This window comes from Amycolatopsis sp. NPDC102522 (assembly GCF_055584485.1).
Window position 1 is genome coordinate 1 of record NZ_JBVJLY010000041.1, and the last position, 20,828, is coordinate 20,828.

Below are 20,828 nucleotides of genomic sequence, written 5' to 3' on the forward strand. Positions count from 1 at the left end.
GATGTGTTCTCGGTCACAGATGGAGCCCTTCTGGGTCGCGTTCGACGACCCGATCTTGGTCCATCCATGGCTTACACGGTTGTCATGACACGGCCTGATTGGTCGATCGGTACCGGCTTCTCGGCCAACACAGTCCCGTCGTGACCGGACCGGTCACGACGGCCGGGCCGCTCAGAGAGACTTGAGGGGGTGTGTGGAAATAGGGACGTTGAGCGTCCCTATTTCCACACACCAATCACCCTGAGTGACACCGCACGCCCTCGTCGACCCGACACCTTTGCCCTACCCCTCAATAACCCCCTTCGCCACTCACGACCACCCGGCCCGGCGCGGCCTGATGGGGAGGGGTGTTGCGAAAGCTTTCGCCAAGACGGCCTCCCCGAATTCACCGCCCCTGCCTACCTCGACCCGGCCGGACAACCGAGGCGCAACACCATGCACCTCAGGACATAGGTCGACCGCCTCCGCAAGTAGTCGACTACCTGCGTCACCCAACGAGCCGGAACCGCACCCGTTGCCCCGGCCGCACCTGCGCGGCCAGATCCAGATCCGCTTCCTCGACCACCGCGATCACCGGATAGCCCCCGGTCACCGGATGGTCGGCGAGGAAAAGGATCGGCTGCCCCGAAGGAGGAACCTGCAACGCACCGGGCACGGCGGCCTCGGGCGGCAACTCGCCGTCTCGCGCCCGCGAGAGTGCGGGGCCATCGAGTCGCACGCCCACCCGATCGACGTCGGCGGTGGCGACGTAATCAGAGGAGACCAAAGTGGACAGTGCGCCGGGAACGAACCACGGAACCCGCGGCCCCGGAGTGACCCGCAGAATCGGCACATCGGGCAGCGGAGCACGAGGGGCGAGATCCACACCAGGGTGGGCCAGCACCCGCTGCCCCACCGGCAAGGTCATCCCGGCCGAGAGCGCGGGTGGGCCGAGCTTGCCGAGGGTGTCCGTCGCCCGCGCACCGAGCACAGGAGGGACGTCGATGCCGCCGCGCACCGCGACATAGCACCGCAGACCTTGGGAGGCCGTACCGAGAACGAGTTCGTCGCCGGGGCCCACCGGAATCGGCGAGTAGGGGCCAACGGCCCGCGTCCCGACGGTGATCGAGCACGGCGCGCCGGTGACGGCGACGGTCGCCGGTGCCGAGAACCGCAGGACGAGGCCGCCCAGGACGACCTCCAGGGCGGCGTGGCTCTCGGGGTTCCCGACCAGCCGGTTCGCCAGCCGCAGCGAACCGCGGTCGGCGGCGCCGGACCGGCCGACGCCGATCGCGGCCAGGCCGGGGCGCCCGAGATCCTGCACGGTGGCGAAAGCCCCGGGGCGGACCACTTCGATCTTCGCGGTCATGAAGTGAACCGGATCCGCGTTCCCGGCGCCAGCAGGTTCGGCGGCTCCCGTTCGACGTCCCACGCCGGCAGCGTGGTCCGCCCGATCAGCTGCCAGCCGCCGGGGGAGGCGTTCGGGTACACCGCCGTGTACTCACCCGCGATCGCGACCGAGCCGGCGGGCACCCGGGTGCGCGGGCTCGCCCGGCGCGGCAGGTGCAGTGCGGGGTCGAGGCCGGTCAGGTAGGCGAAACCCGGTGCGAAGCCGCAGAACGCCGAGACGTAGGTGCCGTCTTCGTGGCGCCGGACGACGGCTTCCGCCGACATACCGGTGGCGGCCGCGACGTCGGCGAGGTCCGGGCCGTCGTAGCGCACCGGGACGACGATCTCGGCGGCTTCGCGTGGCGCGACGTCCACTGTGGACCGATCGAGGACGTCACCGGCGAGCCTGTCGTGGTGGGTCCGGCCCGGGTCGAATCGGATGAGCAGGGTCCGCGCGGCGGGGACCAGTTCGATGACGCCGTCCGGCGGGTCCTGCTCCAGTGACGCGTGCAGCCCGAGCACCTCCGACGGGTCGTCGAAGTCGACCATGGCCGCACGCGCCCCGTAGGGCAGAACCCGCATCACGCGGCCTCCAGGAAGGATCCGATGTGGACACCGGACGCGCTGAGCCCCGCGCGGATCCGTCGTGCCAGTTCGACTGCGCCAGGCGTGTCGCCGTGCACGCAGAGCGAGTTCGGCCGAAGGGCCAGCTCGGTCCCGTCGACGGCGACGACCTTGCCGGTGGTCGCCATCGTGACCGCCCGGTCGGCGACCTCGTCGGCGTCGTGGAGCACGGCGCCTGGCAGTTTCCGGGAGACCAGAAGGCCTTCCGCTGTGTAAGCGCGGTCCGCGAATGCTTCGGCGTACGCGAGGAACCCGGCCTTTTCGGCTTGCTTGGCCATTTCCGACCCTGGCGGGCACAGCAGCGCGAGCGTGGGATGGAACCGCCGGATCGCCTCGACCACCGCGGCCGCCTGCTCCGGATCCACCGCGGCGGTGTTGTACAACGCCCCGTGCGGCTTGACGTACCGCACCCGTGTCCCCGCCGCGCGGGCGAACGCGTCGAGCGCGCCGATCTGGTACAGCACGTCGTCGGCCAGGTCGTCGGGGGCGACGTCCATCGCCCGCCGCCCGAACCCGGCGAGATCGCGGTAGGCGACGTGGGCGCCGATGACGACGCCCCGCATCACCGCGCGTTCGCAGACGCGCCGCATCACCGACGGGTCACCGGCGTGGAATCCGCAGGCGACGTTCGCGCTGGTGACGATGTCGAGCATGGCGTCGTCGTCGCCCATTTTCCAGGCGCCGAAACCCTCGCCGAGATCACTGTTGAGGTCCATGCCGTTGAGATCCATCAGGCCACCTTGAACTCGGTGTCGAGTTTGTCGGTCACGAACATGTAGCCCGGCGCGTGCGTGATCGCGAACGGCGGCCGCGAGGCCATCAGCGCCGCCTGCGGGGTCACGCCGCACGCCCAGAACACCGGTACGTCACCGGGTTCCGCGTCGACCGGATCGCCGAAATCGGGCTTGCCGAGATCGGCGATGCCGAGCGCGGCCGGGTCGCCGATGTGTACGGGCGCCCCGTGCACGGCGGGCATCCCGCGGGTGACGCGCACGGCGCCGTCGACGCGGTCTTCGGGGATCTGCCGCATCGAGACCACCATCGGCCCGTGCAGCCGCCCGGCCGGGACGCACTCGCGGTTCGTCACGTACATCGCCACGTTGCGGCCCTGGTCGACGTGCCGCAGGGGGATGCCTTCGGCGGCCAGCGCCGATTCGAAGGTGAAGCTGCAGCCGATCGAGAACGCGACCATGTCGCTGCGCCACAATCCGCTCGCGTCCGCGACCTCACCGGACAGCGCGCCGTTCTGCCAGACGCGGTAGCGCGGCAGGTCGGTGCGCAGGTCCGCGCCGGGCGCCAGCCGTGTCGACGGGTCGCCGGGATCGCTGACGTCGAGTACCGGGCAGGGCCGCGGGTTCCGCTGGCAGAACAGCAGGACGTCGTAGGCCCAGTCCTCGGGGACGGCGATCAGGTTGGTCTGGGTGAACCCGTTCGCCCAGCCGGTGGTCGGGCGGGCCGCGCCCGCGCGGAACAGGGCGCGGGCCTCGCCGGGGGACAACGTCGCCGGTTCGTCGAAAGTGGTCATCGCGGTGCCTCCTCTTCCGATTGTCGCTACAGGAGTTCGCGGCCGCGAGTCTCGGGCAGGCCGAGCAGCGCCAGCGCGGCGATGCCGTAGCCGACCGCACCGAACACCATCGCCCCGCCCGCGCCGAGGAAACCGACCACGGCGGGGAAGGTCGCGCCGATGGCCCGGCCGAGGTTGTAGGTGAAGCCCTGCCCGGTCGCGCGCAGCGCCGACGGGTACAGCTCCGCGAGGAAAGCGCCGAACCCGCTGAAGATCGCGGACATCGAGAACCCGAGCGGGAAGCCGAGGAACAGCACGAGGGTGTTCGCGCCCGCCGGGATCTGCGTGTAGGCGATGATGAGACAGGCCGACAGCACCGAGAACAGCAGGAACGTCTTCTTGCGCCCCAAGAGATCGGTGAGATAGCCGCCGGTGATGTAGCCGATGAAGGCACCGGAGATCAGGAACGCGAGATAGCCGCCGGTCCCGATGACGGTGAGGCCGCGGGTGGTCTTGAGGTAACTCGGCAGCCAGGTCGCGAGCGTGTAGTAACCGCCCTGGACACCGGTCGCGAGCAGCGCGGCGAAGAGCGTCGTGCGCAGCAGGTCCGGCTTGAAGATGCCCTTGAACGAACCACGTTCCTTCTTCTTCGCACGGGCGGCCTCCGCGACGGGCGCGTCCTGGACGTTCCGCCGGACCCACAGCACCAGCAGCGCCGGGATGACACCGGTCCAGAACATCACGCGCCACGCGATGTCCGGGCTGAACAGGCTGAAGACCACCGTGTAGACGACGACCGACAGTGCCCAGCCGACCGCCCAGGCGCTCTGGACGAAGGCGACCGTCCGGCCGCGGTAGCGCGCCTGCGAGTACTCCGCCACCAGCGCGGCGCCGGCGGCCCATTCGCCGCCGAAGCCGAGACCCTGCAGGGCGCGGAAGATCAGGAGCGTCTCGAAGTTCGGCGCGAACCCGCAGAGCACGGTGAAGACCGTGTACATCGCGATGGTGATCTGGAGGGTGCGCACGCGGCCGATGCGGTCGGCCAGGACACCCGCGCCGATGCCGCCGATCGCCGAGACCACCAGCGTCGTCGTGCCGAGGAGGCCGGCCTCGCCGCCGGAGAGTCCGTAGTAGGCGGTGATCGCGGCCAAGCCCAGCGGCAGGGTCTGGTAGTCGAACGAATCGAGCCCGTACCCGCCGAACGCGCCGACGAAGGCCCGGCGGCCTCGCGAACCGAGCGTGCGGAACCAGGCGAAGGGACGTGTGTCTTCTTCGGTGGTGGCTGTCGCGTCCATCGGCACCTCCAGGGGGTGGATCTCATCGTGGCATGGGTCACACGGTTAGCCGGTTACAGCACTGTAGGTATTGTTCAACAATTCCACAAGGGGATCCCTGGCTTGACCTCTTGTGCGTAGGTAGGATCGGTCACGTGACGATCGCGGAGGGTGGTCCTGCAGCGGTGCGAGGACTCGAAGCGGACCGAGACATGATCAGCCGCACCAGCACCGCCGAGCGGGTCGCGGGCGTGCTCCGCACGCGCATCGCGGAAGGGTTCTTCCTGCCCGGCGTGCGGCTGTCGGAACAGGACATCGGCTCGGCGCTCGGCGTCTCCCGGAACACGCTGCGCGAGGCGTTCCGGCTGCTCACGCACGAACGGCTGCTGACCCATGAGCTCAACCGCGGCGTCTTCGTGCGGATGCTGTCGGTCGAGGACGTCGTCGACCTCTACAAGGTGCGCAAGGTCGTCGAGTGCTCGGCGGTGCGAGCGGTGACGGAGAAGCCGCCGGCGTACGCGAAGCTCGCGCGGATGGTCGAGGACGGCAGGCTCGCCGAGCGGAGTGAGCGCTGGCAGGACCTCGGCACCGCGAACATCCGGTTCCACTCGGCGCTCGCGGGACTCGGCGAAAGCGAACGGATCGACGAGCTGATGCGCGGCATCCTCGCCGAGCTGCGGCTGGTGTTCCACATGATGGCCGACCCGCGGCGCTTCCACGAGCCGTACCTCAAGCGCAACGCGGAGATCCTCGAGCGCATCGAGGCCGGCGACGGCATGGGCGCCGAAAAGCTCCTCGTGCAGTACCTCACCGACGCCGAAAACCAGCTCGTCGAGGCCTACGCCGAACGCTCCCAAACGCATTCAGAGGACTGAACGCGGTAGTTCAGGGTGCGAACTACCGCGTTCAGAGGACGAAACGCGAGCTTTACGGGGTGACCCACTTCTGGTTCGCGCCACCGCCGCAGGTCCAGATCTGGAGCCGGGTCCCGTTCGCCGAGCTGTTCCCGGCGGCGTCGAGACACTTGTTCGCCTGCGGGTTCACGATGTCGCGCGCGCCGCTGACGGCCCACTTCTGCGCGCCGGATCCGTTGCAGCCCCACAGTTGCACGGCCGTGCCGTCCGCGGTCCCGCCGCCGGAGACGTCCAGGCACTTGCCGAGCGCGCGGATCGTGCCGTCGCTCCCGACGGTCCAGTTCTGCGCGGCGTTGCCGTTGCAGTCGGTGATCTGGATCGGGGTGCCGTCGGAGCTGTTCGCGGCGGCGACGTCGACGCATTTGCCGCCGATGCCGGTGATCCGCCCGGTGTTCCCGGCCGTGTCGCTGGAGTTGACGTGCACGTAGTCGACCACGAGACGCTGCGGGAAGACGGTGCTCGAGTTCGGGTCACCCGGCCAGTAGCCGCCGACGGCGAGGTTCAGGATCAGGTAGAAGGGGTGGTCGAAGACCCAGCGGTTGCCGTTGAGGTCGGCGGGGGTGCGCGTCTGGTAGAGGTTCCCGTCCACGTACCACTTGATCTGGTTCGGCGCCCAGTCGACGGCGTAGGTGTGGAAGTCGTCGGAGAAGTTCGGGCCGTTGTAGCCCGCGCCGATACCGCCCGCGCCGGAGTAGCCGGGGCCGTGGAGGGTGCCGTGCACCGTGTTCGGCTCGAAGCCGACGTTCTCCATGATGTCGATCTCGCCGCTGTTGGGCCAGCCGACGTTGCCGATGTCGGCGCCGAGCATCCAGAACGCGGGCCACATCCCTTGCCCGCGCGGCAGTTTCATCCGAGCTTCGAACCGGCCGTAGGTCTGGGTGAACTGGCCCTGCGTGGACAGGCGGGCGGAGGTGTACTCGCAGCGCCCGTACCAGCAGTTGTAGTTGCCGGGGTTCTCCTTCTTCGCGGTGATGACCAGGTTGCCCTGGCCGTCGAGCGCCGCGTTGTCCGTCCCGGACGTGTACCACTGCCGCTCGTGGTTGTTCACGTTGTCGCCGGTCTCGAAATGCCACTTCGAGGTGTCGATACCCGCGCCGGCGGCGCCGTTGAAGTCGTCGGTGAAGGTCGCGGCCATCACCGCGGCTTCGGAAGCAGGGGCTTGGGCGATCGCCGGGAGCGACCCGATCAGGACGCCGGCGGCGAGGAGCGCCGCGCTCCTTTGAACAACGCTGCGGAAGCGTGAAGAGATGGACATCGTTGTCGCCTCTCTGACCGTTGGGGACCCCGCGCGGCGGGCGCGCGAGAGAACGGAAAGCGCTGGCAGAACCACTTTGTTGTGCCTGACAACAAAGTATGCATGGTCTCAACCACTGCGACAAGGTGTGTGGTGAGGTATTTTTTAACCTCGAATTAAGGCTCAGGCGGCCGTCCCGCGCTTCGACCCGGCTGTCCGCGGGTCCGCGCCCTGGTCCAGGAGGGCGGCGACCGGGAGGGTGGCGGCTCCTATGGCGACGGCGTCCGGCCCGAGCCGGCCGAGTTCGATCTCGGTCTGGTCGAACACGTGGGCAAGCGCGTGCTCGCCCGCCACGCGCCGGATCTCGGGCAGGTACTGCTCGCCGAGCGCGAGCCCGGCCCAGCCGCCCAGCACGATCCGCTCCGGGTTGAACAGGTTGACGAGGTTGCCGATCCCGGCGCCGAGGTAGCCCGCCGTCTCCTCCAGCACCTTGGCCGCGGCCTTCGACTTGCCCGCCGATTCCAGCAGGGCGGCGAACTGCGTCTGCTCGTCCTCGTCCGAGGTGGTCTTTCCGCCGCGTGCCTTGCGATACCGGGCGAGGACACCCTCCGCGCCGACGTAGGACTCAAGGCAGCCGCGCGATCCGCAGCGGCATTCCTGCCCGCCGTAGACGATCGTGGTGTGGCCCCATTCGCCCGCGCTGCTGGTGGAGCCCCGGTAGGTGGTGCCGTCGGTGACCACGGCCGCGCCGACGCCGGACCCGATGAGGACTATCACCGCGTGCCGCGCGCCGCGACCGGCGCCGAACCACATTTCGCCCTGGCCTTGGGTTTTCGCGCCGTTGTCGATGAACAACGGCAGCGTGACACCCTCCGCGCGCAGGAGATCGGTCAGCGGGACCTCTTTCCAGCCGATGGTGGGCGCGTGCACGCGCAGCGCCCCGCCTTGTTTGATGGCGCCCTGTTCGACGGTGCCGGGGACGCCGACGCCCACGCCGAGCACGGTCGCCTCGTCGATGCCGGATTCCGTGATGACTTCCCGGAGTCCGGACGCCACCTGGGTGACGGCGGCGGCCGCGTCCGGCCGCGGGGAGGCGAGGGGATGTTCGACGGTGGCGAGCCTGTTCATGGTGAGGTCGAACAGTTCGACCTTCACGCCGGTCTCGCCGATGTCGACGCCGGCGACGTGGCCATACGCCGGGTCGACGCGGAGCAGGACACGTGGCCTGCCGCCGTCGGATTCGACCAGTCCGGCTTCGGTGATGAGGCGTTCTTCGCCGAGTTCTGCGGTCACGTTGCTGACGGTCGCGGCGCTCAATCCGGTCAGACCGCTCAATTCGTGGCGGCTGAGCGGGCCGTCGAAGTAGAGTTTCGACAGCAGGAGGGAACGGTTGTGCCGCCGCAGGTCACGGACGGTGGTGCGCTTGGCAGGCATGCGGATACCCATCTTATGGCGGCGGACCTTTCCAGGATGCCCCACGACCTTAGCCTCTGCCATGTATTAACTGGTGAAATAAGGCGGGCGAGCGGGAAAGGAGGGGTGTCATGACGGGGGAAGACGAGCTCATCGGCACCCTGCCGTCCGGCTTCCGATGGGGGGTCGGCAGCTCGGCGTACCAGATCGAAGGCGCGGTCGCCGAAGACGGACGAACACCGTCCATTTGGGACACCTACGCCCAGTCGCCGTGGTCGGTCGACAACGGTGACACCGGCGAGGTCGCCTGCGACCACTACCACCGGATGCCCGCCGACATCGCGCTGGTGAAGGAACTCGGCGTCGACACCTACCGGTTCTCCGTTTCCTGGTCACGGGTGCAGCCGCGCGGGCGCGGCGGCGTCAACCCCGCCGGAATCGCCTTCTACGACAGGCTGGTCGACGAGCTGCTCAACAACGGCATCGATCCGTGGCTGACGCTGTACCACTGGGATCTGCCGCAGCATCTCGAAGACGCCGGTGGCTGGCCCGCGCGCGATACCGCTGTCCGTTTCGCCGATTACGCGATGCTCGTGTTCGAGCGGCTGAGCGACCGTGTCCGCCACTGGACCACGCTGAGCGAGCCGTGGTGCACGGCCATGCACGGGTACGTCCACGGGGTGATGGCGCCCGGCCGCCGGGACGCGAAGGCGGGCATGGCGGCGGCGCATCACCTGCTGCTCGGCCACGGTCTCGCCGTGCGGCGGATGCGGGAACTCGCGCCGTCCGGGACGAAGTTCGGCATCACGCTCAACCTGAGCACCGCGGACCCGGCGACACCCAGCGAGGCCGACCGCGAGGCCGCCCGGTTCGAGGACGGGCTCGGGACGCGGTTCTACCTCGACGCGCTCGTGCACGGCCGGTACCCGGAGGACGTCCTCGAAGATCTCGCGCGGCAGGGCATCCGCCTGCCGTCCGAGCCGTGGGATCCGTCGATCATCGCCGCGCCGCTCGACTTCGTCGGCGTCGACTACTACTTCGGGTCGCGCTACTCCGGGGTGGAGGAGAACGGGAACGCGGTGGAGCACTTCGGGATGCCGTCGTTCCGCAAGGTCCCGTTCGGGGCGCCGTCTACGGTGCTGGGGTGGGAGATCCTGCCGCACAAGCTCACCGAACTGCTCGTCCGGATCAACCGGGATTATCCCGGTTTGCCGCTTTACGTCACCGAAAACGGCGCCGCGTTCGCCGACGTCCCCGACGAGACCGGCTTCGTCCGCGACGAAGACCGCGCCGCGTACCTGTCCGCGCACATCGCCGCCACGGCCGCCGCACGGCAGCAGGGCGCGGACGTTCGCGGCTACTTCGCCTGGTCCTTTTTGGACAGTTTCGAATGGGCCTACGGCTACGCCAAACGGCTCGGGCTGGTACGGGTCGACCGCGAGACGCAGGCGCGGACGATCAAGCAGAGCGGGCTGGCCTACCGCGACATCGTCGAGCGGGTCAAGAAGTCAGCGAACGGGCGATGATCGTCCGCTGGACTTCGGACGCGCCTTCGTAGATCCGCGGCGCCCGGACCTCGCGGTAGAGGTGTTCGAGCAGGTGCCCGCGCCGCAGCGCCCGCGCGCCGTGGATCTGCACGGCCGAGTCGACGACGTACTGGGCCGTCTCCGTGGCGAACAGTTTCGCCATCGCGGCGCGCCCGGCGAGGTTCCGCTCGCCCGCGTCGTAGGCGGCGGCCGCGGCGTAGACGAGCAGGCGCGACGCCTCGGTGCGGGTCGCCATCTCGGCGAGCGTGTGCGCCACGGTCTGCTGCCGCAGCAGCGGCCCGCCGAACGCGACCCGGGTCTGGGAATGGGCGACGGCGGCGTCGAGCGCTGCCTGCGCCATCCCGACGGCGAACGCGCCGACGCTCGGCCGGAACAGGTCCAGGGTCCGCATGGCGACGCCGAACCCGCGATCCGGTTCGCCGAGCAGTTCCTCCCGCTCGACCCGGACGCCGTCGAACACGAGCGTGCCGATGGGGTGCGGGCTGACCAGGTCGAGGTGTTCGCCCGAAAGGCCGGCGCGGTCGGCGGGGACGACGAACGCGGAGACGCCGCGCGAGCCCGCCTCCCGGGTGGTGCGGGCGAAAACGCTGTAGAAGTCGGCCTCGGGGGCGTTGGAGATCCACATCTTCTCGCCGGTGAGGCGCCAGCCGTCGCCGTCGGGCTCGGCGAAGAGTTCCAGCGCGGCCGCGTCCGAGCCCGCGTTCGGCTCGGTGAGCGCGAAAGCGGCGACGGCGTCACCCGCGGCCACGGCGGGGACCCACTTCGAGACCTGCGAGTCCTGTCCCGATTGCAGCACCGGATACGTGCCCAAACCCTGCAGTGCCAGCGCTGTCTCGGCCTCGGTGCTCTGGCTCGCGAGCGACTCGCGCAGGATGCAGAGATCCGTCGCGGCGGCCTCCCGGCTCGGGCTGCCGACTTCGGTGCCGGGGAACAGCCGGGAGAGCAGGCCCAGCGCGCCCATTTCCTTCAGCAGCGGCCGGTTGACCGCGCCTTCGGTGCCGGATTCGGCCAGCGGGCGCAGTTTCTCGGCGCCCAGCCGCCGGACCTCCATGGCGAAAGCCTGCTGTTCCGGGCTCAGTGCGAAGGCGGTCATCGGTCGCTCCCAGGTCGCCAGCGGGCGTGCGCGGTGCCGGATTCCCCCGAGCGCAACAGTTCCAGCCGCGGCTTCGGGCCGTCGGTGCGGCCGCCCTGCGGTTTCCGGCTGCCCGCCGCGTACTGCTTCGGCCACGGCATCGGGTAGTCCTGTTCGGCGGCGGCGTGCAGTGTCCACTGTGGATTGTACAGATGGGTCCGGCCGAGCGCGCAGAGATCCGCGCGGCCGGCCAGGATGAGGGAATTGACGTCGTCGTAGGAGGAGATCGCGCCGACGGCGATCACCGCGACCCCGTACTCGCGCCCGATCTCGTTGCGGATCCTGTCGGCGTACGGCGTCTGGTAGCTGCGGCCGTACTCGGGCTTCTCCTCGCTGACCACCTGACCTGTCGACACGTCGATGCCGTCCGCGCCGTGCTCGGCGAAAGCGCGGGCGATCTCGACGGCCTCGTCGACGTCGACACCGCCGTCGTACCAGTCGGTCGCCGAGATGCGGACCGTCATCGGCCGGTCCGCGGGCCACGCCGCGCGGACGGCGTCGAAGACTTCGAGCGGGAACCGCAGCCGGTTCTCCGGTGAGCCGCCGTATTCGTCGGTGCGCCGGTTCGTCAGCGGGGAGAGGAACGACGACAGGAGGTAGCCGTGCGCGCAGTGGAGTTCGAGGAGGTCGAATCCGGCGCGCGCGGCGGCACGGGCGGATTCCGCGAACTGGTCCCGGATCTCCGCCAGCTCGGGGACCGTGAGTTCGCGCGGGGTCTGGTTCGCTTCGCTGTACGGGATCGCGGACGGGCCGCAGATCTCCCAGTTTCCCTCCGACAGTGGCTGGTCGATGCCGTCCCACATGAGTTTCGTCGAGCCCTTGCGCCCGGAATGGCCGAGCTGGACACCGATCCGCGCGGGCGTGTTGCCGTGGACGAAATCGGTGACCCTGGCCCAGGCTTGTTCCTGCTCGGAGGTGTACAGGCCACCGCAGCCGGGGGTGATCCGGCCGGTTTCGGAGACGCAGACCATCTCGGTCATCACCAGGCCGGCGCCGCCGAGCGCCTTGCTTCCCAGATGCACCAAGTGGAAATCGGTCGGGACGCCGTCTTCGGAGGAGTACATGTCCATCGGCGAGACGACGACACGGTTCGGCAGATCCAGGTTTCCGATCCGGAACGGCTGGAACATCGGCGGCCGGACCTCGGAGTCCAAAGTGGACGCCAGCCAGGTGTCCAGTTCGGCGGCGAATTCGGGGTCGCGCAGCCGCAGGTTGTCGTAGGTGACCCGGCGGCTGCGGGTGAGGATGTTGAACGCGAACTGCGCCGGATCCTGATGGGTGTACTGCCCCATGTTCTCGAACCATTCCAGGCTCGCTTGTGCGGCGCGCTGGGTCGAGGTGACGACGGGGCGGCGTTCGGCTTCGTACGCCCGCAGTCCACTGTCCATATCAGACTGCTCGTGCAGGCAGGCGGCGAGCGCGAGCGCGTCCTCCATGGCGAGTTTCGTGCCGGAGCCGATGGAGAAGTGTGCCGTGTGCGCGGCGTCGCCGAGCAGGACGACGTTCTCGTGCCGCCAGCTCGCACAGCGCACGGTGGCGAACGCTGTCCACTTCGAGTTGTTGGCGAACACCTGGTGATCGCCGAGGACGTCCGCGCACAGCTCGCGAATGACCTCGATCGACTTCTCGTCGCTTTCGCCCGGCGCCAGCGAGGTCGCGGCGATCTCGCCGAACGCGCGCTGCCAGACGTCCTCGTGCAGTTCGAGGATGAACGTGCTCGCGGTGTCGCTGTACGGGTAGCCGTGGATCTGCATGATCCCGTGCGGGGTTTCGAGCACGTGGAACTTGAAGGCGTCGAAGACCAGGTCCGTGCCGAGCCAGATGTACTTGCAGCGCCTGGTCTGCAGGCTCGGCCGGAAGCTCTCGGCGAGGGCGTTGCGGGTCGGCGAGTTGACGCCGTCGGCCGCGACGACGAGGTCGTACTCGGCGCTCGCCTCGGCCGCGCTCGGCGCCTCGGTGTGGAACCGCACGTCCACGCCCAGTTCCGCGCAGCGTTCCTGGAGGAGGCCGAGCAGCCGTTTGCGGCTCATCGCGGCGAACCCGTGTCCGCCCGAGGTGTGCACCGTGCCGCGGAAGTGGACGTCGATGTCGTCCCAGCGCGCGAACTCGCGCCGCATGGCGGCGTGGATCACCGGATCGGCGTGCTCGATCCCGCCGAGGGTCTCGTCGGAGAACACCACCCCGAACCCGAACGTGTCGTCGGGCGCGTTGCGCTCCCAGACGGTGATTTCGTGATCGGGATGGAGCTGTTTCGCCAGCGTGGCGAAGTAGAGCCCCGCCGGGCCGCCGCCTAACACCGCGATACGCACTCGCCCAGGGTATGTCGCGGTATGTACGACCGTCAACGATACGGGATATGCTGACCCGTATGGAGCGCATCAACCCGCCCGAGCTCGGCCGTCCCTCCGGCTTCTCGCACGCTGTCGCGGCGAGCGGTCGGTTCGTCTTCCTCGCCGGTCAGACGGCGTTGGACGCGGAGAACCGCATCGTCGGCGACGGCGTGGTCGAGCAGTTCGAACGCGCGCTGTCCAACCTGCTCACCGCGTTGCGCGCGGCGGGCGGGGAGCCGGCGGACCTGTGCAGCGTGACCATCTACATCGTCGACATGGACGACTACAAGGCCCACGCGCGCGAGATCGGCGCGGTGTGGAAGCGGCTGGCCGGGAGCGAGTACCCCGCGATGGCGGGGATCGGCGTCAGCCGGCTTTGGGACGTCGAAGCCCTGGTCGAGGTACAGGGCTTCGCTGTGGTCTAAAGCGTGCGCGAGACGTGCGCGGCCGCGGCCTCGCCGAGCCGCGAGTGCAGCGTGAAGAACAGGTCCGCGGCCCGGATCCCGGCCCAGCCCGGCGGCAGCAGTTCGGCGGGCAGGCCAGGGTCGAGGTACGGCAGCCGCCGCCAGTCGGTCAGCACCCGGACGTAGTCGGCGAACGCTTCGGCCTCGTCCGTGGTCTTGCGCCGCTGCCAGCGCCGGAGCGCGGACGCGTGCTCGTCGAGGAACGCGGTGTACAGCGTTTCCAGCTGGTCGAGGTCCCACCAGTCGCGGATCTTCTCGCGCACGTCGCCGAACGCGAGGTGCTCGGCGTGGAAAAGGTCGGCGTACCCCTCCAGTTCGAGCCGCCGCAGCATGTCGGAGGTCGCGTCACGCAGATGCGACGGCGCGATCCAGACGCCGGACGACGCGGTCCCGAAACCGAGCCGGGCGAGCTGCGTGCGAAGAACATGCCTTTTGTGCCTTTCGGCCTCCGGGACGGAGAACACCGCGAGCAGCCAGCCGTCGCCGGGGGTGGCGCGTTCGCGGCGGAAGATCCGCTCGTCGCCTTCGCGCAGGATCGCCAGCGCGGTTTCGGAAAGTTCGTATCCGGCCGCGCCGTTGCGGCGTACCGCGGAAAGGATCCCGCGCCGTTTCAGCCGGGAGATCGACGACCGGACGGCTGGTTCCTCGACGTCCACGCCCGCCAGCAGGTCGATCAGGGAACGGACCGAAAGCCAGCCGCCCTCACCTCGCGAATAGAGGCCGTACACGGTCACGATCAACTGGCGCGGCTGCGCCGTTCGCCCCGCGCCGTCGACTTCGGTTGCCTCCGACACGACCGTCACCCGGTCACCATACAACGCCGGTGAGCTCACATTTCGGCCGTGACCGAAGCGTTCCGCACTTAGCGTCACGGTATGGAGAATCCGCTGATCGAAGCCCCCGTCCCGCCGGTGCCCCAGGACGTCGAGCCGGGTGGTGTCCGGTGGTTGCGGGCGAACGTCGCCCGGTTCAGCCGCCCGGAGGACCACGCCCGGCGGAGGGCGCTCGTGCTCACCGAGCTCGCGCCGATGGGGTCCTTGCGGGAGAAGGCTTTCGCGCTCACCAGGGCGATGCGGGACGAGCCTGTGGAGCGGATCCTGTGGACGGTCCCGGTCGCCGTCCTGGCCGCCGAACTGGGTTTGCCGGACGTTTCCCGCGACATCGCAACGGTTTCCGCGAGTTATCACCCGCACACCGAAACCGGGCCCGACGCCGAAGAAGCCATGCGCCGCCTGATCGAGGCCTGCGGCGGTGACGTCGACGAGCGGACGGCCGCGCGGATCGGGCTCCTGGTGCAGGCCTGCGACGCGACGGCCAAGCTGCTCGGCAAGGCCTTGGCCGCGCACCGGCCCGGTGAGGACGCCGCGAGCCTGCTCGACCGGGTCCTGCGCGAGGACCCTCCGGTCCGGATCACCCGAAGGTGGGTCAACGGTGCTGTGGTCGAGGTGGACCTGACGAAACGGCCGTTCGGAGCAGGGCCCAAGCAATGCCCGGGACAGGCGCACGCGCTGGGTGTGGCCGCGGGAATTCTCGACGTCCTCCTGTGCTAATACTTACCCCGGCAATCCGGAACTGGGGAGATTTTCGATGCTGTATTTCAATGGCTTATTCGGCGTTATCACCCTCGGCCTGTGGATCTTCTGCATCGTCGACGTGATCACCACGGACGAGGGATCGTGTCGCAACCTGCCCAAGACGATGTGGCTGTTGCTGGTGCTGATCGTCCCGCTCGTCGGCTCCATCGTCTGGCTCGTCGCCGGTCGCCCGCAGCACGCCGCCCGAGCCCCGCGCGGCCGCTACGAACGTGAGTCGCCGGCGTTCCCGGAGTACGACAGGCCGGGCCGCTTCGCCGCGACGAGCGCCGATGACGACGAGGAGTTCCTGCGCAAGTGCCGGGAACGCGCCGAAGCGCAGCGCCGCAAGGCCCGCGAGGACTGACGTAACCTCGGCGAGAAGATCGACACTGGAGGACGAATGACCGACCCGCTGGACTGGAACCGGAACATCATCAAGGAATTCCGTGAGAACGAGGGGAAGGTGGGCGGCATGTTCGAGGGCGGCTCCCTCCTGCTCCTCACCACCACGGGGGCGAAGAGCGGCGAGCCGCGCACCTCGCCGCTCGCGTTCGGCGAAGAAGACGGCAAGTACCTCATCGCCGCGTCGTTCGCCGGATCGGACAAGAACCCGGCCTGGTACCACAACATCGTGGCGAACCCGAAGGTCACCATCGAGATCGGCACGGAGAAGTTCGAAGCGACCGCGACGGTCGTGCTCGAAGACCGCGCCGAGCGTGACCGTCTTTACGCCAAGCTGGTCAGCGTCATGCCGGGCTTCGCCGACTACGAGAAGAAGACCGACCGGGTGATCCCGGTCGTCACGATCTCGCGCTGAGTCAGCGCGCGCCGCTGGGAGCTTCGACGACGCTCGGCCGCTTGAGTTCGGCTTCGGCCGCGCGCAGTGCCTTGCGCTCCTGGCGGCGCGCGATCAGCTTCTTGCCGACGAGGATCATCGGCTGCTCCACCCAGCGGTGGATCAGGTCCGCGATCCCGAGCCCGGCCGCGAACACGGTCAGCGCGCTGATCATCCGGTGCTCGCCCAGCGGCGGGATCGCCGCGACAACGGCGAAGTGCACCGGGCCCTGCAGCAGGTAGAGCGAGTACGAGCGCTCACCGACGAACCGCATCACCTTCGTCGCCAGCAGCCAGCGCAGCGGCCCCGGCGAGACCAGCACGACCAGCAACATCGCCGAGAGCAGGCCGTAGGCGATCAGCAGGCCCAGGTTGCTGCCGGTCTCCCACCACAGGCTTTCCATGTTGACGTGCAGCAGGGCGAACGCGCCGAACACCGGGATCGCCGCGAGCGGGTGGGTCAGCGGTTTGATCACCGCGTAGGACCGGCGGTAGTGCATCGCGATCGCCAGCACGCAGCCGATCAGCAGGATCGCGTAGTGCACCGTCGACCGGTAGATCGGCACCTGCGGCCCGTTGAGCACCCAGCCGCTGGTGACCCCGACCAGCCCGGCCATCAGCGCGAACGCGGCGAACGCCAGCGCGAGCTTGCGCCAGGCCGCGGCCAGGCCGACGGCGCCCGCGACCACCAGCAGGAACGGCCAGACCAGGTAGAACTTCTCCTCGATGCCCAGCGTCCACGAACCGCTGAAGAAGTTGTCCGGGCCGTTCGGTGTGCTGCCGGGCAGGAACTCGTTGAAGAAGGTCAGGTAGTACTTCAGCGCGTGCGGAAGCTCGCGGGTGAAGAACTCGCCGCGCAGCCACACGAAAACGACGATCCCGCCGAGGATCACCAGGTACGGCGGCAGGATCCGGAACACCCGGCGCAGGTAGAACGCCGAAAGCGAGATCCGGCCCGTCCGGTCCTGCTCACGCAGCAGCAGCGTCGTGATCAGGAAACCGGACAGCACGAAGAAGATGTAGACACCGACCCAGCCGGAAAGCCAGCTCCACTTCGGACCCGCGAAGTGGAAGAGGATCACGATGGTGGCCGCGATCGCGCGCAGCCCGTCGAGCGCGGGGAACCGACGCATGGCGAGGAACTCGTCATGGTCCAAAGTGCGCACAGTGCCCCCTAATGGCGGTATCGGCCCGGAAGTATACGGGTGCCGCCCACTGCGCCTTCGCCCCGGATGGAGGCCCTCGACCAGCGGATTCCGGAGATCACCCAGCGTCACGCGCCGGTTCGACGTTGTGCGTCAGCCGGAAACGGTTCGCCGGGTCGACGGCCGCCTTGACCTCGGCGAGACGCCGCAGGTCCGCGGGGGAGTACACCTTGGACGCTTCCTCGGACGCGCCGCTCTCGCCGTAGACGAAGGTCAGCAGTTTGCCCGTCGACCAGGGCTTCAGGACGTCGAACAGCTTCCCGTGGGCGGCGTTGATCTCGGCGGGCGAGGCGTCGTCCACTACGGACAGTGTCCGGACGGTGAAGCCGGCTTCGCGGTCCCAGCCGACCCCGGGGTGTTCGGGCAGGTCGGACAGCGCGCCGCCGAGGAGGTCCAGCAGGACCACGGTCGGCACCGGGGCGCCCGGTCCGGCGTGTTCGAGGATCGCGTCGAGCATCGTGTCGTTGAGTTCGGACACGGTCGCGTTGTCGGCGCGGTAGCCGTGCGGGAACGGCGGCTCGTTCGCGATCTTGCCCGATTCGGTGAACGGGATCTCGGCGAGCGTGTCGGCCAGCGGTTCGGCGGCGGCGCGCAGCGGGGCGACCAGGCGTTCGCCCTCGGCGGCGTCGCCGAGATAGGCGATCCGGATCTGCGCGACGTGCTGCCCGCGCAGCGGCTCGGGCACCATCGGCAGGTCCGGCATCGGGACCATGCCCAGCGACGACGTCATCTCGCGCGGCATCTCCGCCGCCCAGTCGCGCCAGGCGCGCAGCACCGTGGCCAGTGATCCGGTGCCGAACTGGAGGCTGCCGCCGTACAGCCGGGTGACCGGGACGAGCCGGAATTCGAGCGCGGTGACGATCCCGAAGTTGTCGCGGCCGCCGCGCAGCGCCCAGAACAGGTCCTGTTCGGTGTCCGGGGTGGCGCGGCGGAGTTCGCCGTCGGCGGTCACGACCTCGATCGCGGTCACCTGGTCGGCGGCCAGGCCGTACTTGCGGCCGAGCAGGCTGAACCCGCCGCCGAGGGTGTAGCCGACGACGCCGACGCCGGGGAAGGAGCCGCTCAGCGGCGCCAGCCCGTGCTCGGCGGCCGCTTCGATGACCGCACCCCAGCGCACGCCCGCGTCGACCCGCGCGATCCCCTCGTCGATCCGGATCCCGGTCATCCGGTGGGTGGTGACGAGCACGCCGCCCTCGAAGGGGACGCCCACGCCGTGCCCGGTCGACTGGACGGCGATCGGGAGATCGTGCTCGCCGGCGTAACGGACGGCCTCGACGACGTCGGCGGCCGAAGCGGCGGCCACGATGACGTCGGGACGACGGGGCACGGCGGTCTGGAAGCCGGCGAGTTCGTTGTCGTAACCGGAGTCGCCGGAGCGGAGCATTGTGGTCATGACACCAGCTTGAGCCCGATCCGGCCAGAAGTCCAAGATCTGGTTTGTCTGGCAACTATAATCATCGGTTATGGAACTGCGTCAGCTCGAATACTTCGTCGCGGTGGCCGAGGAAGCGAACTTCACCCGGGCCGCCGAGCGGCTGCACGTCGCGCAGCCCGGGGTCAGCGCCCAGATCCGCCGTCTCGAACGCGAACTCGGCCAGCCGCTGCTCGATCGGTCGGCCCGTGCGGTGCGGCTGACCGAGGTCGGTGCGGCCGCGCTGCCGCACGCGCGGGCCGCGCTCGCCGCCGTCGCCGGGGTTCGGCAGGCGGTCGACGACCTCGCCGGGCTGGTCCGCGGCCAGGTCGCGATGGGCATGGTGTCCTCGCGCGGTCCGGTCAACCTGCCGGATCTGCTCGCGCGTTTCCACGAACGCCATCCCGCCGTGGACATCACGCTCGCCGAGGCGACCTCCGACGTCCTGCTCGCCGGTGTCGCCGACGGCCGGTTCGACATCGCGCTGATCGGGGTCTCCGGCGAACCACCGCCGGGGATCGGTCTCGAGGTCGTCCTCGACGAACCGCTCGTCGCCGTCTCCGGTCCGGAGGATCCGCTCACCGCGCACGCCACGATCACGCTGTCGGAGCTGGAAAGCCGCTCGCTGGTCAGCCTGCCGAAGGGCACCGGCATGCGCGCGATCGTCGACGCGGCCTTCCTCTCCGACAGCGCCCAGCCGAGGGTGACGCTGGAGGCGGGCGACCCGAACGTCGTCGCCCAGCTGGTCGGGCGCGGGCTCGGCGTCGCCGTGGTGCCGATGTCGCTGGCGACGCACTACACGGAACTGCACGCCATGGAGATCACGCGACCGGCCGGGCTGCGGGCGAAACTGGCGCTGGCCTGGCGGACGGAGGGGCCGGTCAGCCCCGCCGCCCGCGTGTTCGTCAGTCAGGCGCGGGCGCTGCTCGCGTTGTGAGCCTCCAGAGCGATGTCACCTCCCGCGCGCGGGCGTCATGCAACGGATCGCCCGGATCGGTGGCGCGCGGATGCCTCGGCCGGATGCCCTCCCGGCCTCGTACTTCGAGGCCGGACCGCTCGAACGCGGCGAGAAGCTGCCCGCGTGTGCGCAGGCCCAGGAGTTCGGCGAGGTCGGAGAGGATCAGCCAGGCCTCCCCGCCGGGGGCGAGATGCCGGGGCAACCGGTCCAGGAACGCGTGCAGCATCCGGCTTCCCGGGTCGTAGACGGTGCGTTCGAGCGGGGTGTGCGCCCGGGCGGGAAGCCAGGGCGGGTTGCACACGACCAGCGGCGCGCGGCCGGGCGGGAACAGGTCCGCCTCAAGGGTTTCGAGGCCGCCGAAACCGAGGCGTTCGAAGTTCTCGCGCGCGCAGGCGAGCGCGCGAGGCTCGTTGTCCGTCGCCACCACTCGTTCGACGCCGCGATGGGCGAGGACCGCGGCGAGCACGCCGGTCCCGGTGCCGATGTCGAACGCCAGTTCCCTCGTGGGCAACGGAGTTCTCGCCACCAGATCGACGTACTCGCCGCGGACGGGGGAGAAGACCCCGTGGTGCGGATGGATCTTCGCGCCGAGCGCCGGGATTTCGACGCCCTTCACCCGCCATTCGTGCGCGCCGACGACGCCGAGCAGTTCGCGCAGCGACACCAGCGACGGGGTTTCGGAAGGCCCGTAGACCTCGGCGCAGGCCACCCGCACGTCGGGTCCGCGCCGGAGCGGCAGGACGTGCCCCGGATCCAGCGGGACCAGCAGCCTGCCGAGGATCCGCGCCCGGCGTGCCTGATGGTTCCGCTGGTCCTGGAAGGGTTTCCCGGCCGCTGTGCCGCAGCGACGGGACATCGCGGAGAGAAGGTTCCGCGCGTTCGGGAAGTCGCCGTGCCAGGCGAGGCCGGTGCCGGCCGCGGCGAGCCGGAAAGCCTCGTCGGCGGTGGTCCCGTCGTCGATGGTGACGACGGTTCGAGGCGGTGAAGCGGAGACGGTGGTCAGCCAGCGCCGACCACCGTCCTTTGTGGACAGTGGGTTCAT

Annotated in this window: 20 protein-coding genes; 7 read left to right on the plus strand and 13 right to left on the minus strand. The window is 69.5% G+C overall.

Going from position 1 to position 20,828, the window contains the following annotated elements; all coding sequences use genetic code 11:
• Positions 1 to 487 precede the first annotated feature (487 nt).
• The 5 genes from ACZ6YV_RS43210 to ACZ6YV_RS43230 are packed head-to-tail and all read right to left on the minus strand — an operon-like array spanning position 488 to position 4,791.
• Complete coding sequence (locus ACZ6YV_RS43210; protein WP_465515201.1) at positions 488 to 1,348, minus strand: 5-oxoprolinase subunit C family protein; 861 nt, start codon at positions 1,346 to 1,348, stop codon at positions 488 to 490.
• Positions 1,345 to 1,950, minus strand: coding sequence for a 5-oxoprolinase subunit B family protein (locus ACZ6YV_RS43215; RefSeq protein ID WP_465515202.1), 606 nt, complete (start codon positions 1,948 to 1,950; stop codon positions 1,345 to 1,347). The genes ACZ6YV_RS43210 and ACZ6YV_RS43215 overlap by 4 nt, the downstream gene beginning before the upstream one ends.
• Positions 1,950 to 2,708: a LamB/YcsF family protein gene (locus tag ACZ6YV_RS43220; protein WP_465515231.1), complete on the minus strand. Its 759-nt coding sequence runs from the start codon at positions 2,706 to 2,708 to the stop codon at positions 1,950 to 1,952. The genes ACZ6YV_RS43215 and ACZ6YV_RS43220 overlap by 1 nt, the downstream gene beginning before the upstream one ends.
• 14 nt (positions 2,709 to 2,722) lie before the next feature.
• Positions 2,723 to 3,517: a putative hydro-lyase gene (locus ACZ6YV_RS43225; RefSeq protein WP_465515203.1), complete on the minus strand. Its 795-nt coding sequence runs from the start codon at positions 3,515 to 3,517 to the stop codon at positions 2,723 to 2,725.
• A 26-nt stretch (positions 3,518 to 3,543) separates the two neighbouring features.
• Positions 3,544 to 4,791, minus strand: coding sequence for an MFS transporter (locus ACZ6YV_RS43230; RefSeq protein ID WP_465515204.1), 1,248 nt, complete (start codon positions 4,789 to 4,791; stop codon positions 3,544 to 3,546).
• 191 nt (positions 4,792 to 4,982) lie between these two features.
• Between ACZ6YV_RS43230 and ACZ6YV_RS43235 the strand changes: the two genes are divergently transcribed.
• Complete coding sequence (locus tag ACZ6YV_RS43235; RefSeq protein ID WP_465515232.1) at positions 4,983 to 5,645, plus strand: GntR family transcriptional regulator; 663 nt, start codon at positions 4,983 to 4,985, stop codon at positions 5,643 to 5,645.
• Between the two features lie 52 nt (positions 5,646 to 5,697).
• On the opposite strand, the gene ACZ6YV_RS43240 is transcribed toward ACZ6YV_RS43235, so the two are convergent.
• A complete protein-coding gene (locus ACZ6YV_RS43240) occupies positions 5,698 to 6,939 on the minus strand; it encodes a family 16 glycosylhydrolase (protein WP_465515205.1) in 1,242 nt (413 codons plus the stop codon).
• A gap of 162 nt (positions 6,940 to 7,101) precedes the next feature.
• Positions 7,102 to 8,364, minus strand: coding sequence for an ROK family protein (locus ACZ6YV_RS43245; protein WP_465515206.1), 1,263 nt, complete (start codon positions 8,362 to 8,364; stop codon positions 7,102 to 7,104).
• A 98-nt stretch (positions 8,365 to 8,462) separates the two neighbouring features.
• On the opposite strand from ACZ6YV_RS43245, the gene ACZ6YV_RS43250 reads away from it, so the two are divergent.
• On the plus strand, positions 8,463 to 9,857 hold the full coding sequence (locus ACZ6YV_RS43250) for a GH1 family beta-glucosidase (protein ID WP_465515207.1): 1,395 nt from the start codon (positions 8,463 to 8,465) through the stop codon (positions 9,855 to 9,857).
• Here the strand turns inward: ACZ6YV_RS43250 and ACZ6YV_RS43255 are convergent.
• Positions 9,832 to 10,971, minus strand: coding sequence for an acyl-CoA dehydrogenase family protein (locus ACZ6YV_RS43255; protein ID WP_465515208.1), 1,140 nt, complete (start codon positions 10,969 to 10,971; stop codon positions 9,832 to 9,834). The two genes, ACZ6YV_RS43250 and ACZ6YV_RS43255, sit on opposite strands and share 26 nt — an antisense overlap.
• A complete protein-coding gene (locus ACZ6YV_RS43260; protein ID WP_465515209.1) occupies positions 10,968 to 13,319 on the minus strand; it encodes a bifunctional salicylyl-CoA 5-hydroxylase/oxidoreductase in 2,352 nt (783 codons plus the stop codon). The genes ACZ6YV_RS43255 and ACZ6YV_RS43260 overlap by 4 nt, the downstream gene beginning before the upstream one ends.
• Before the next feature lie 47 nt (positions 13,320 to 13,366).
• Between ACZ6YV_RS43260 and ACZ6YV_RS43265 the strand changes: the two genes are divergently transcribed.
• Positions 13,367 to 13,765, plus strand: a complete 399-nt coding sequence (locus ACZ6YV_RS43265; RefSeq protein WP_465515210.1) for a RidA family protein — start codon at positions 13,367 to 13,369, stop codon at positions 13,763 to 13,765.
• Here ACZ6YV_RS43265 and ACZ6YV_RS43270 read toward each other — a convergent pair.
• On the minus strand, positions 13,762 to 14,607 hold the full coding sequence (locus tag ACZ6YV_RS43270) for a PaaX family transcriptional regulator (RefSeq protein WP_465515211.1): 846 nt from the start codon (positions 14,605 to 14,607) through the stop codon (positions 13,762 to 13,764). The two genes, ACZ6YV_RS43265 and ACZ6YV_RS43270, sit on opposite strands and share 4 nt — an antisense overlap.
• Positions 14,608 to 14,679: 72 nt before the next feature.
• Between ACZ6YV_RS43270 and ACZ6YV_RS43275 the strand changes: the two genes are divergently transcribed.
• Genes ACZ6YV_RS43275 through ACZ6YV_RS43285 form a run of 3 tightly spaced genes read left to right on the plus strand, consistent with a single transcriptional unit; the run spans position 14,680 to position 16,195 of the window.
• Positions 14,680 to 15,354 carry a cytochrome P450 family protein gene (locus ACZ6YV_RS43275; RefSeq protein ID WP_465515212.1) on the plus strand — a complete coding sequence of 225 codons (675 nt, stop codon included), beginning with the start codon at positions 14,680 to 14,682 and terminating at the stop codon, positions 15,352 to 15,354.
• A 37-nt stretch (positions 15,355 to 15,391) separates the two neighbouring features.
• Positions 15,392 to 15,742: a PLDc N-terminal domain-containing protein gene (locus ACZ6YV_RS43280; protein WP_378240186.1), complete on the plus strand. Its 351-nt coding sequence runs from the start codon at positions 15,392 to 15,394 to the stop codon at positions 15,740 to 15,742.
• 36 nt (positions 15,743 to 15,778) lie between these two features.
• On the plus strand, positions 15,779 to 16,195 hold the full coding sequence (locus ACZ6YV_RS43285) for a nitroreductase family deazaflavin-dependent oxidoreductase (protein WP_465515213.1): 417 nt from the start codon (positions 15,779 to 15,781) through the stop codon (positions 16,193 to 16,195).
• Between the two features lies 1 nt (position 16,196).
• On the opposite strand, the gene ACZ6YV_RS43290 is transcribed toward ACZ6YV_RS43285, so the two are convergent.
• Both ACZ6YV_RS43290 and ACZ6YV_RS43295 read right to left on the minus strand, forming a co-directional pair.
• Positions 16,197 to 17,378, minus strand: a complete 1,182-nt coding sequence (locus ACZ6YV_RS43290) for an acyltransferase family protein (protein ID WP_465515214.1) — start codon at positions 17,376 to 17,378, stop codon at positions 16,197 to 16,199.
• Between the two features lie 97 nt (positions 17,379 to 17,475).
• Positions 17,476 to 18,810: an FAD-binding oxidoreductase gene (locus tag ACZ6YV_RS43295; protein ID WP_465515215.1), complete on the minus strand. Its 1,335-nt coding sequence runs from the start codon at positions 18,808 to 18,810 to the stop codon at positions 17,476 to 17,478.
• Between the two features lie 70 nt (positions 18,811 to 18,880).
• Between ACZ6YV_RS43295 and ACZ6YV_RS43300 the strand changes: the two genes are divergently transcribed.
• Complete coding sequence (locus ACZ6YV_RS43300) at positions 18,881 to 19,765, plus strand: LysR family transcriptional regulator (protein ID WP_465515216.1); 885 nt, start codon at positions 18,881 to 18,883, stop codon at positions 19,763 to 19,765.
• Here ACZ6YV_RS43300 and ACZ6YV_RS43305 read toward each other — a convergent pair.
• Positions 19,734 to 20,828, minus strand: a complete 1,095-nt coding sequence (locus ACZ6YV_RS43305; protein ID WP_465515217.1) for a methyltransferase — start codon at positions 20,826 to 20,828, stop codon at positions 19,734 to 19,736. The genes ACZ6YV_RS43300 and ACZ6YV_RS43305 overlap by 32 nt on opposite strands.